Origin of the sequence: Paenibacillus sp. NPDC057886, assembly GCF_042796655.1 — a bacterium.
Classification (GTDB): Bacteria; Bacillota; Bacilli; order Paenibacillales; family Paenibacillaceae; genus Paenibacillus.
In genome coordinates this window covers 147927-159467 of sequence record NZ_JBHVMZ010000013.1, presented here as the reverse complement: position 1 = coordinate 159467, position 11541 = coordinate 147927, and the positions used below count along the sequence as shown (strand labels likewise).

General features: G+C 47.5%; 10 protein-coding genes, 8 tRNA genes and 1 rRNA gene. All 19 read left to right on the top strand.

All coding sequences use genetic code 11. The annotated features are described in order from the left end of the window. Positions 1–94 (top strand): 23S ribosomal RNA (locus tag ACFVQB_RS31560); the annotation flags it as partial. Between the two features lie 86 nt (positions 95–180). After that, positions 181–272 (top strand) — tRNA-Ser (locus ACFVQB_RS31555). A gap of 47 nt (positions 273–319) precedes the next feature. Continuing rightward, a tRNA-Met gene (locus tag ACFVQB_RS31550) sits at positions 320–396 on the top strand. Positions 397–405: 9 nt separating this feature from the next. Further along, positions 406–481: transfer RNA gene (locus ACFVQB_RS31545), tRNA-Val, on the top strand. Positions 482–486: 5 nt separating this feature from the next. Next, a tRNA-Thr gene (locus ACFVQB_RS31540) sits at positions 487–562 on the top strand. A 9-nt stretch (positions 563–571) separates the two neighbouring features. Then, a tRNA-Asp gene (locus ACFVQB_RS31535) sits at positions 572–649 on the top strand. 19 nt (positions 650–668) lie between these two features. After that, positions 669–744 (top strand) — tRNA-Phe (locus ACFVQB_RS31530). Between the two features lie 9 nt (positions 745–753). Beyond that, positions 754–839: transfer RNA gene (locus tag ACFVQB_RS31525), tRNA-Tyr, on the top strand. 7 nt (positions 840–846) lie between these two features. Continuing rightward, positions 847–919: transfer RNA gene (locus ACFVQB_RS31520), tRNA-Lys, on the top strand. A gap of 160 nt (positions 920–1079) precedes the next feature. Continuing rightward, positions 1080–2276: a PucR family transcriptional regulator gene (locus ACFVQB_RS31515; RefSeq protein ID WP_379448766.1), complete on the top strand. Its 1197-nt coding sequence runs from the start codon at positions 1080–1082 to the stop codon at positions 2274–2276. Positions 2277–2379: 103 nt separating this feature from the next. Then, positions 2380–3504, top strand: a complete 1125-nt coding sequence (locus ACFVQB_RS31510; protein WP_301250003.1) for an ABC transporter ATP-binding protein — start codon at positions 2380–2382, stop codon at positions 3502–3504. 383 nt (positions 3505–3887) lie between these two features. Beyond that, a complete protein-coding gene (gene hprK, locus ACFVQB_RS31505) occupies positions 3888–4826 on the top strand; it encodes an HPr(Ser) kinase/phosphatase (RefSeq protein WP_379448763.1) in 939 nt (312 codons plus the stop codon). Positions 4827–4954: 128 nt separating this feature from the next. Continuing rightward, positions 4955–5992, top strand: a complete 1038-nt coding sequence (lgt, locus tag ACFVQB_RS31500) for a prolipoprotein diacylglyceryl transferase (protein WP_379448761.1) — start codon at positions 4955–4957, stop codon at positions 5990–5992. Positions 5993–5998: 6 nt separating this feature from the next. Beyond that, positions 5999–6649, top strand: coding sequence for a pyrophosphatase PpaX (gene ppaX / locus ACFVQB_RS31495; RefSeq protein WP_379448759.1), 651 nt, complete (start codon positions 5999–6001; stop codon positions 6647–6649). Further along, positions 6646–7173, top strand: a complete 528-nt coding sequence (locus ACFVQB_RS31490) for an acyltransferase (RefSeq protein ID WP_379448757.1) — start codon at positions 6646–6648, stop codon at positions 7171–7173. Before ppaX ends, ACFVQB_RS31490 begins: the two co-directional genes overlap by 4 nt. Positions 7174–7650: 477 nt before the next feature. Then, positions 7651–8844, top strand: a complete 1194-nt coding sequence (locus ACFVQB_RS31485; protein WP_379448755.1) for an ATP phosphoribosyltransferase regulatory subunit — start codon at positions 7651–7653, stop codon at positions 8842–8844. 1 nt (position 8845) lies between these two features. After that, entirely contained in the window at positions 8846–9505 is a 660-nt protein-coding gene (gene hisG, locus ACFVQB_RS31480; RefSeq protein WP_379448753.1) for an ATP phosphoribosyltransferase, read from the top strand. A 107-nt stretch (positions 9506–9612) separates the two neighbouring features. Then, on the top strand, positions 9613–10917 hold the full coding sequence (gene hisD / locus ACFVQB_RS31475) for a histidinol dehydrogenase (protein WP_379448751.1): 1305 nt from the start codon (positions 9613–9615) through the stop codon (positions 10915–10917). Beyond that, a complete protein-coding gene (gene hisB / locus ACFVQB_RS31470) occupies positions 10910–11539 on the top strand; it encodes an imidazoleglycerol-phosphate dehydratase HisB (RefSeq protein ID WP_379448749.1) in 630 nt (209 codons plus the stop codon). The genes hisD and hisB overlap by 8 nt, the downstream gene beginning before the upstream one ends. Positions 11540–11541: the final 2 nt, after the last annotated feature.

Here is an 11541-nt window from a genome sequence, read left to right as displayed (position 1 = left end):
AGACCCCTTGAAGACGACGAGGTAGATAGGCTGGGGGTGGAAGTGCAGCAATGCATGGAGCTGACCAGTACTAATCGGTCGAGGGCTTATCCAAGTATGCAGGTTGTAAGTCGCACATTTCGTTTCGGATCTAGTTTTCAGGGAGCAATCCTTGTAAGCATTGTTCATGATTGTTTATTTGGAGAGATACCCAAGTGGCTATAAGGGGACCCTCTGCTAAGGGGTTAGACTGCGTAAGCGGTGCGAGGGTTCGAATCCCTCTCTCTCCGCCATCTTTACCTTAAGATGGACAAGCAATCAAGATCAATATTATTAATATGGCGGTGTAGCTCAGCTGGCTAGAGCGTACGGTTCATACCCGTGAGGTCGGGGGTTCGATCCCCTCCGCCGCTACCATATTACCCAGGAGGCTTAGCTCAGCTGGGAGAGCATCTGCCTTACAAGCAGAGGGTCGGGGGTTCGATCCCCTCAGCCTCCACCATATACGCCGGTGTAGCTCAACTGGTAGAGCAACTGACTTGTAATCAGTAGGTTGGGGGTTCAAGTCCTCTCGCCGGCACCATTAATGCCTGGAACCGTGGTGTAGTTGGCCTAACATGCCTGCCTGTCACGCAGGAGATCGCGGGTTCGAATCCCGTCGGTTCCGCCATTAATCTAAAATTAAATAAGGCTCGGTAGCTCAGTCGGTAGAGCAGAGGACTGAAAATCCTCGTGTCGGCGGTTCGATTCCGTCCCGAGCCACCATGTAATCCTGGAGGATTAGCGAAGTGGCCAAACGCATCAGACTGTAAATCTGCTCCCGTACGGGTTCGGTGGTTCGAATCCATCATCCTCCACCAGTTTTTTGAGTCATTAGCTCAGTTGGTAGAGCACCTGACTTTTAATCAGGGTGTCGAAGGTTCGAGCCCTTCATGACTCATCTTTTATAAAGAGTGATTGATCATTAATTTGATTAGTCACTCTTTTTTGTTATGGATAAATAAAAAATAATGTGGAAACTCTGATAAAGACTGAAAAAGGCGACGCGGCGCAAGATATGATAAAATAATAGAAAAAAGCAGAGTGGTGGCGTTCATTATATGAAGCTCATACCTGATCTAAAACAACAAATCGAAGCAATTATAGGTACTACATTGGACGAATCCGTGATAACTATAGAAGAATGGAATCAATATGGGTTAAGCTCAACACGTCATAGAACTGTTCCAGTGACTCATAATACAGTTACAAAAGAAGCCGAGGGTCTCATACTGGATGATAAGATGATGGATGGTTCGGCTACGGATGTAAGCAGTTTGCGTACAGAAGACCTTATATATTTTAAAGTCGGGATGAGCGAGGAAGAAGGTACTGTTTTATATTGGGGATGCTCTGTTGACGCTGTTACGCTGGAAGTACAGCGTTTAATTGAACTTCTCATTAGTAGTCATAGGGAATCGCTAGATGAAGAACAGCCTGTGATATATGAAAACGATAGAGAACAACAGCTTGCTGAATTGGGACAGTGGCTTCGGAAGCAGGTTGAGCAAACAGTCCAGCAGGAGCCTATTCCGGATCATTTTTCATTGGATGGAGAATTGAATACAGAGAAAATCCCATTTTTGCTGCAATGTGAGACACCTGACGCTCATCGCATCCGTTCGAAGGAATTGAATAAGTTACTCGAAAGTTACTTCGGTGAAGAGATTATACTGATTCCTGTGGGAGCGCAGGAGTGGGTGTTTCTGGGTGATGAACAGATTGTCACAGGCGAAGCTGAAGAGGATACGACGGAAGCCAGAAAGGATTTGCTGAATGCCTTTTGTCAGGGGCTCTATGAATTGGTAGCCAGTGAATGGGCGGGTGTATTTCATTTGTCTGCATCCTTACCGTGTATCCCTGCAAAGCAGCTATCTCCTGTCACGGCACTTCTTCAAGAGAGTGTTCACTTGGGCAGAGCTTTCCATGTCGCGCAACACATCCATCTCCCTTGGGATCTGCACCTCGAACGTTTGGTAGATAGCATTCCTGTGCAACAACGTCTTCGTTTTATACAGGAAACGGGGAAAGGCACTGTGTTGTTTAGTGATAGTGAGACACTGGCTACGCTGGAGACCTTTTTTAATCTGGATTGTAATGTCAGCGAGACGGCAAAGCGACTGTTCATTCATCGAAATACCTTGGTATATCGTTTGGATAAGATCAAACAGGAGATCGGATATGATGTCAGGAACTTCGAAAGTGCTGTTCTGGTGCGACTTTTATTACTTATGTACAAAGTGACGAAAAAGCTTTGATATTTTTGTGCAGTTTGCGAATAGTCAAACATCATGTAAATGGGTTAATATAAAACTACAAAATGTATTCGATTACAAAATGATCTCTGAGGAGGCAACAATCATGGCTGGTGTACGTTTAGAGCATATTTTCAAAAAATACCCGGGTTCTGATAAAGCAACAGTAGTTGATATTAACCTGGACATTAAAGATAAAGAATTTCTGGTATTGGTAGGTCCGTCCGGTTGTGGTAAATCAACAACACTGCGTATGATCGCAGGCCTTGAGGAAATTTCTGAAGGTAAACTCTATATCGGTGACCGTGTCGTGAATGATGTTGCACCTAAAGACCGCGATATCGCGATGGTATTCCAATCCTATGCCTTGTATCCGCATATGAGCGTATATCAAAACATGGCGTTTGGTTTGAAATTGCGTAAAGTGAAAAAAGATGAGATCGACAAACGTGTACGTGAAGCAGCTAGAATCCTGGATATTGAACATTTGCTTGAGCGTAAACCTAAGGCATTGTCCGGTGGTCAACGTCAGCGTGTCGCTCTGGGACGTGCGATCGTCCGTGATCCACAAGTATTCTTGATGGATGAGCCTCTCTCCAACTTGGATGCCAAACTGCGTGGTCAAATGCGTGCTGAGATCACTAAACTTGCGAAACGTTTGGAAACAACCGTTATCTACGTAACGCATGACCAAATCGAAGCAATGACAATGGGTGATCGGATCGTTGTTATGAAGGATGGTATCATCCAACAAGCAGCTTCTCCGGAAGAGCTTTACAACCACCCTGCTAACCTGTTCGTAGCTGGTTTCATCGGTTCCCCGACAATGAACTTTATCTCGGGTAAATTGGCTGAGCAAGGTACTAGCCTGCATTTCGTAGCTCCTGGTGTGGACGTTGAAATCCCACAAGGTAAAGCACAAGTGCTGAAATCAAGAGGATACATTGGTAAAGAAGTGATTCTGGGTGTTCGTCCAGAAGACATTCACGAAGAGCCAGTATTCTTGGAAGCATCCCCGAACTCTGTATTCTCTACACACGTAGATGTAACAGAGAACCTGGGTCACGAAATGCTCCTCTACTTGAGCGGTGTAGGTAATGACACTACAATCGCACGTGTAGACGGACGTTCCAACACTCGTGATGGCTCCACAGTTAAAATGGCAATTGACATGAACAAAGTTCATATCTTTGACAAAGAGACTGAAGTAAACGTTCTTCTTCAAGACTAATAATACTGAGATTCATCGGTAACGATGGAATCTGTCAGTTAGCGCAATTATACATTTTAATCTGAGCCCCTTCCGTTATTGCTGGAAGGGGCTTTTTTGAAGATTATTGAATTTATAAGTTTTCAGCGGAGCTGAAGGATTCGATAATCGCAAGAAAAGCAACCTCTAAACCACGAATGTAGCATCCTCGATAGTGCTTCGATCAGAAGACTTTTCTTACTCATAGACGGGTGGAAGCCAAGATTGCATTCATCCCAGAATTCATTTAAGATTATTTGAAGGTTAGATGCAGTAACAAACAACATGAATGCGCTATTAATGCAATGGAATGACGCTAATGCTGATGTACATAGAGGGCAGCGAATGCTGAAAGGAAGAGACAAATGGCGAAAAAAGTGAAAGTATCTGAATTGGTACAACAGTTCCAGTTGGAGGTTGTTTCTGGATCTCATGGATTGAAGAGAGTCATTACTGTAGACGATTTGAACCGTCCTGGCCTGGAAATGGCCGGTTATTTTGAATATCATCCACAAGAACGGGTACAGCTGCTTGGTAGAACAGAGCTGGCCTTTTTTGCAATGTTGCCAGAAAATGAGCGCCGTGATCGGATGCAGCGTCTCTGTACGGAAGAAACGCCATGTATCGTAGTAACCCGTGGACTTGAAGTGCCACAGGAACTGATTGACATCAGTGAAGAACAGAACCTTGCTGTGCTTCGCAGCAACATGGCTACAACGATTCTGTCCAGCCGGATTACTGGATTTCTGGAGAAGAAACTGGCGCCTACAGCAACGATTCACGGTGTACTCTGTGATGTGTATGGAGTAGGGATGTTAATCACCGGAAGCAGTGGCATTGGTAAGAGTGAGACTGCACTGGAACTGGTGAAACGTGGTCACCGATTGATTGCCGATGATGCGGTAGAAATTCGTCAGACATCAGACTTCCAGCTGCACGGAACTGCGCCAGAATTGATCCGTCACCTGCTTGAGATCCGTGGCGTCGGCATCATCAACGTAATGACATTGTTCGGTGCGGGGGCGGTACGTAATAACAAACGAATTACACTGGTTGTTCGTCTGGAAGCTTGGCAGCAGGATAAACAATATGATCGTCTTGGTCTGGATGAAGAAACGACACGCATCATTGATACAGATGTACCGCTTGTAACGATTCCTGTGCGTCCGGGACGGAACTTGGCTGTTATCATTGAAGTAGCGGGAATGAACTATCGTTTGAAACAGATGGGTCTGAATGCTGCACTGCAATTTACGAACAAGCTGACAGCAACGATCTCTGAAGATATGGAAGACATGGACTAAGAAGAGAAGGATCTATTATATGATTAAAGGCCAATTGATGATGTGTTCTACTCCTGTATATAGAGTGTTGGAGACATGCAGCAATTGGTCATTCTTGTGAATGAGTCAATTTATAGGAGTGTGAATGAATGGATACATTATTACTGTTGAACCCGATTGCGTTCTCCATCGGAGCGTTAAAGGTTCACTGGTACGGGCTTATTCTCGGTACAGCGGCGCTTGTAGGTTTGCTGCTCGTCATCCGGGAAGGCAAACGGTATAACATTCCGCAGGAAGTGTTCATGGACATGGTTCTGCTTGGTGTACCTTCTGCCATTATTGGTGCCCGCATATACTACGTGGCATTTCGATGGGACGATTATAAGGATAATTTATGGGATGTCTTTAAAATATGGAATGGTGGTATCGCCATATACGGCGCACTGATTGGTGCGATCATATGTGCAGTCATTTTCTTCCGTCGTAAAGGGTATAATTTCTGGCGCATGGCCGACATCTGTGCACCTGGACTGATCGTTGGACAAATGATCGGACGCTGGGGTAACTTTGTAAACCAAGAGGCCTATGGCGGTCCTGTAGAAGAATCATTTTTGAGAGACAAGCTTCATTTACCAGACTTTATCGTTAATCAGATGAACGTGGAAGGTGTATTCCATCATCCTGCATTTTTGTATGAATCGATGTGGAGTCTTATTGGTTTGGGCATCTTGCTGGTGCTTCGTCGTCAGAAGTTTCTGCGTGCTGGTGAGCTGTTTATGTCCTATTTTATCTGGTACTCGATCGGTCGATTCTTCATCGAGGCGCTGCGTACCGACAGTCTGGGATTCCAGGCTCCGCAATGGGTTGCCTCCATGGTTAATGGATTATGGTCTCCAATGACAGCTATGGGCTTCGAGCAAGGATATCTTGATCCAGCCTACGGTAACGTAAGAATTTCGCAGCTGCTGGCTATTGGCATCATTATTGTTGCGGTAGTCTTCATCGTCGTGAGAAGAATGACAGGCAAGGCAGATGTACGTTATAGCGATCCGATTGTATCTTTCAAAGTTCCTTCAGAATCATCGGATGATATGGTGCACACAGGCCCGGTTGCAGGTAAAGAGGAGACGGTAACTCCAGTCTCGACCAAAGAGGATCTGAAGCAAGCTGAAGAGAAAAAGGAGTAATGCAACATGATTGACACGGTTTTGTTTGATCTGGACGGAACGATTATTGATACGAATGAGCTAATTATTAACTCCTTCCTTCATGTAATGGAGGATTTGCAGTTATCGACCCCTTGGACACGCGAACAGATCATTCCTCATATGGGGGGAACACTGGAAAATCAGATGCGTACGTTCTCTGGGAAAGAGGATGTTGCGGAGTATGTCAAAGGATATCGGGCGTACAACGACGTTCATCATGAGGCGATGGTTCATCCGTTTCCTCACGTGATTGAGGTTGTTGAAGCTCTTCATGAGGCAGGAATCGTGATGGGTGTTGTCACGACGAAGATTCGTCCATCCACTCTTAAGGTGCTGGAGCGTTTCGACCTGCTGAAGTATATGAAATCGATTGTGACGGTTACCGATGTAACACATCCCAAACCGCATGCTGAACCGGTCCTGAAGGCGATCGAAGAGTTGGGTGCAGATCCTTCCAAAACATTGATGGTAGGTGACAGCCCAGTCGATATTCAATCGGCACAGAACGCGGGTGCGCTGGCGGCAGGCGTAGCCTGGTCCCTTAAGGGAGAGGCCGTATTGAGCGGCTATAACCCGGATTACATTTTGCACGACATGAAGGATTTGCTTAAGCTGATTGAAACGGAACGTTCATGAGAAAAGTAACCCGCTATCCCGTAGAAGGTCATAACGCACTTTGGCATATCTACAAAACAGTGAGTCCGTGGAAAGGCGTGCGTAACTTTATCTGGATTCAGTTGTCACGCTACTGCCCGATTCTATCAGTCAAGAACTGGATCTATCGTCGCATGCTCGGCATGAAGGTGGGTAAACATACGGCCTTTGGATTGATGGTTATGGTTGATGTGTTCTTCCCGGAGAAAATTACGGTGGGCGAAAATTCCGTGATTGGTTACAACACCACGATCCTGGCTCACGAGTATCTTATTAAAGAGTATAGACTCGGAGAGGTGATTATCGGGGAAAATGTACTGATCGGTGCCAATTCAACCATCCTGCCGGGTGTAACCATTGGAGACGGTGCGGTTGTAGCTGCAGGAGCAGTTGTTCATAAGGATGTAGCTCCGGGGGCTTTTGTTGGAGGGAATCCACTTCGTGATCTGTCTCGCTCAAATGCTTCAGCGGAGGAAATTGTTATAAAGGCTGATGAAAACAAATGATTTTGAGAGACGGTCTACGGACATATCTGAAAAGATCACCAACAAAGGATACAGAAATTAACCTGAATTCGTTCAGTCAGGGGAAGAGCAATAAGTCGAACGGACTGGAATAAGGAAGCTGCTGATGGCAGCTTTTTTCGTATACAAATGATTAGACTAATGTTCAGCAATGTGATCAGAATGGAGGATGTAGTACAAGCACCCCAAAGGGGCTGTATTGTTGACGATGGATAGTCATTCATGTTATCATATCCCATATCCTTTAGTTTGTTAGCACTTTACCATGTTAAAGAAATGAGATGGAAGTTAAGTATAATTAAGAATAAATGAACACGTACTAAACATTTTCTGAAGGCTGCCTGGCAGCAACAATAAAAATTCAGGTTACAAGATAGAATGGGGATTTACACTACATAAATCCTGTTGAAATAGAACGTCTACCAATCTTAAATTACTGACTCGGGGTGAATAATACCAATGTCTAAACCAAAAGGCTTTGAAAAACCGACAGGTTTTCGTGACTATACACCACATGTGGTGACCAAGCTGCGAACCATTGAGCGGAATGTACTGGAATGCATGGAACGCTGGGGTTACCGTCAAATCATAACGCCAACGATTGAATACTACGATACCGTAGGTGTAGCGAGTTCCACATCGGATCGCAAGCTGTTTAAATTATTGAACAGTCGCGGGACTACGCTCGTACTAAGATCAGATCTGACAGCTCCGATTGCACGGGTGGTCTCTTCTCTATTAAAGGATGAGGAGCTTCCTCTGCGTCTGTCCTATCATGCGAATGTGTTTCGTTCCATTGAAGAGGAAGCAGGACGTGAGGCGGAATTTTTCCAAACGGGTGTAGAGCTTGTCGGTGATGATTCGCCGGAGGCAGATGCAGAAGTTGTAGCACTTGCGATCGCTTCGTTGCAGGCAGCGGGTGTGTCTTCCTTTAAAATTGCGATGGGTCATATGGGATTTCTGAACGGGTTACTGGAAGAAGTCATTCCAGGTCAAACGGTACAACAGGAGCAGTTGAAGGAAGGATTGCTGGGACGTGATTATGTCGGCTATCGCCAATCCATTGAAGCATTGAATCTGGAACCGAAACTGAAGGAGCAGCTTGAAGCCATTTTGCGTCTGCGTGGCGGTAAAGAAGTATGTACACACGCAGCAGAGCTGAGTTCAAGTACTGAAGCAGCACAGTCCATTGCACATCTGTGTGCCGTATTCGAAGTGTTGGAAGCGTACGGAGTATCTGAGCATGTGCTGATTGATCTGACGATGATAGGTGATTTCTCCTATTATACAGGCATGACGTTTGAAGGGTATGCGGCAGAGCTCGGATCTCCGGTATGTAGCGGTGGACGATATGATAATCTGTTACAGCAGTTTGGCCGTTCATTACCGGCTACAGGGTTTGCACTCAAAACGAACCGGATTATCGATGGTGTTCATGGAATTACGATGGAAGAGAAGAAACCTGTACTTATTCAATATACCTCGGAACACCGGGCAGAGGCTCTAACAGAGGCAGCGAGACTACGCAGCATTGGTCAAAATGTAGTAACGTACCTCCTTCCTAAAGATGGGGCAGAGGCTCTAACAGGCAACAAGTCAATCCAGGCTGAGCAGGTTATCACGTACGGATCTAAAAATGGAGGGGGACGCTGAGATGTCGGATATTTTGAAGGTAGCCATGCCGAAGGGCCGAATCTATAAGAAAGCCTCCAAACTGTTCCGTGAAGCAGGGCTTGATATTCCGGTAGACGTGGACGATACGCGCAAGCTGGTCATCGAAGTGCCGGAAGCAGGGATGGAGTTCATCATGGCGAAGCCCGTAGACGTGCCAACGTATGTGGAGTATGGAGTAGCGGATATAGGGATTGTGGGTAAAGACGTCCTGCTTGAGGAAAATCGGGACGTGTACGAATTGTTGAACCTGGGAATCGCACAGTGCCGCATGTCAGTTATTGGACTACCGGACTGGACGCCTGGCATTCAGCAGCGGGTGGCAACAAAGTACCCGAGGATTGCCTCCCAGTATTTCCGCGAGCAAGGACAGCAGGTAGAAGTTATCAAACTGAACGGTTCTATCGAACTGGCGCCGCTGATCGGTCTGGCTGATCGAATCGTCGATCTGGTGGAGACAGGTCAGACGCTGCGTGAGAACGGACTCGTTGAGATGACGGGAATTCTGGATATCACGAGCCGCCTTATTGCCAATCGGGTTAGTTATCGGATGAAGAATGCACGGATTCAAGCATTATGTGATGCACTCCAGCAGGTCATTCCAGCCTCGAATGAGGTGACGGCGGGGATCTTTCGGGGGTAAATGAAGCATGTAAGATGGAACGGAAGTCATTAATCGATGATTGATCATATAGCATGAACGGATATTAGTCGCATCACTGGCACTACAGGGATAGGGAGGATGTACGCATGAAAATTGTACCTGCACGGGAATTTGATCTGAAGCGGGAAGTGGAATACGGTACACCGGAACAAAATGAAACGGTACGGCGCATTGTCAGTGACATTCGCCGGGAAGGAGATGCGGCACTGCTGCGTTACACAGAGCAGCTGGATCGCACGAAGCTGACGGCCGCGGAGCTGCGTGTGCCGCAGGAAGAGCTGCAGGCGGCTTATGCAGTCGTTGAGCCTTCCTTCGTGACGGCGATCCGGCAAGCCGCCGCTAACATTCGTGCGTTTCATGAGAAGCAGAAACGCAACTCATGGATGGATTGGCAGCCAGACGGCAGTCTGCTGGGCCAGGTAATCCGGCCGCTGAAGCGGGTCGGCGTGTATGTGCCTGGCGGCAAAGCAGCGTACCCTTCGTCGGTGCTGATGAATGTGATTCCGGCACAGGTGGCTGGCGTGCCGGAGATTGTTCTGGTGACGCCGCCGTCAACAAACGGCGGCGAAGGCATTAACCCGTACATTCTCGTGGCTTCTGCGGAAGCAGGTGTGAGCGAGATGTATCGGGTTGGCGGCGCTCAGGCGATCGCCGCCCTCGCTTACGGCACGGAGAGTATTGCCCCGGTCGACAAGATATGTGGACCGGGCAATATTTACGTGGCGCTCGCGAAGCGCGAGGTGTACGGCGCAGTCGATATCGACAGTATCGCCGGGCCGAGTGAGATTGTGGTGCTCGCCGATGATACGGCGAATCCGGTGTATGTCGCCGCCGACCTGTTGTCGCAGGCGGAACATGACGAGATGGCATCGGCCATTCTCGTCACGAACTCGGCCGTGCTGGCGGAAGCCGTGCAGGCCGAAGTGCGGCAGCAGCTGGACGTGCTGCCTCGGCGTGATATCGCTGCTGCTTCCGTGGAGCAGTATGGCGCGATTATTGTGGTCGATTCCATTGATGAGGGAATCGATGTGGTGAACCGGCTCGCACCGGAGCATTTGGAGATCATGGTGCAGGAGCCCATGGCTTACGCTGGCCGGATCGAGAATGCCGGAGCGATCTTCCTCGGCCCGTATAGTTCGGAGCCGGTAGGGGATTATTTTGCGGGACCGAATCACATTATTCCGACAAATGGAACGGCCCGATTCAGTTCACCTGTGGACGTGGATGATTTTATCAAAAAATCGAGTTTGATCTATTACAGCAAGGAAGCGCTGTTCCAAAACGGAGCGGCTATTATAGAGCTGGCCCGGCATGAAGGGCTCGAAGGACACGCCCGTGCGATCGCTGTACGGTTAGAACAGGAAGGAAAGGCGGAATCGGATAATGGATAAGCAGAATAATGGTGTGGACCTTCAGAACAAGGGTGCTGTACGTCAGGCAGAGGTAGACCGCAAAACAAATGAAACGAACATTCAGCTTTCTTTTGCCGTAGATGGAACCGGGCAATCCGAGATTGAAACGGACGTACCTTTCCTGAATCATATGCTCGATCTGTTCACAAAGCATGGACAATTCGACCTGAACGTACAGGCGCGCGGCGATGTTGATATTGATGATCACCACACGGTGGAGGATATCGGGATCTGTCTGGGACAGACTCTTCGTGAAGCATTGGGTGACAAGCGAGGCATCAAACGTTATGCGAGTGTATTTGTACCGATGGATGAGGCCCTCGCTCAGGTAGTCATCGATGTCAGCAACCGCCCTCACTTTGAGTACCGCGCACAATACCCGTCTCAGCAAGTGGGCAGCTTCTCAACTGAACTGGTACATGAGTTCCTGTGGAAACTGGCGCTGGAAGCGCGTATTACATTGCACGTTATTGTACACTACGGACAAAATACACATCACATGATCGAAGCGATTTTCAAAGCACTGGGCCGTGCACTGGATGAGGCGACAACGATTGATCCACGTGTAACGGGTGTGCCTTCCACGAAAGGAGTGCTGTAGAC

Coding starts and splice junctions, on each gene's coding strand:
- hisB (WP_379448749.1), top strand. CDS start 10,910: ATGGATAAGCAGAATAATGGTGTGGACCTTCAGAACAAGGGTGCTGTA.
- ACFVQB_RS31510 (WP_301250003.1), top strand. CDS start 2,380: ATGGCTGGTGTACGTTTAGAGCATATTTTCAAAAAATACCCGGGTTCT.
- ACFVQB_RS31490 (WP_379448757.1), top strand. CDS start 6,646: ATGAGAAAAGTAACCCGCTATCCCGTAGAAGGTCATAACGCACTTTGG.
- ACFVQB_RS31515 (WP_379448766.1), top strand. CDS start 1,080: ATGAAGCTCATACCTGATCTAAAACAACAAATCGAAGCAATTATAGGT.
- hprK (WP_379448763.1), top strand. CDS start 3,888: ATGGCGAAAAAAGTGAAAGTATCTGAATTGGTACAACAGTTCCAGTTG.
- ppaX (WP_379448759.1), top strand. CDS start 5,999: ATGATTGACACGGTTTTGTTTGATCTGGACGGAACGATTATTGATACG.
- ACFVQB_RS31485 (WP_379448755.1), top strand. CDS start 7,651: ATGTCTAAACCAAAAGGCTTTGAAAAACCGACAGGTTTTCGTGACTAT.
- hisD (WP_379448751.1), top strand. CDS start 9,613: ATGAAAATTGTACCTGCACGGGAATTTGATCTGAAGCGGGAAGTGGAA.
- hisG (WP_379448753.1), top strand. CDS start 8,846: ATGTCGGATATTTTGAAGGTAGCCATGCCGAAGGGCCGAATCTATAAG.
- lgt (WP_379448761.1), top strand. CDS start 4,955: ATGGATACATTATTACTGTTGAACCCGATTGCGTTCTCCATCGGAGCG.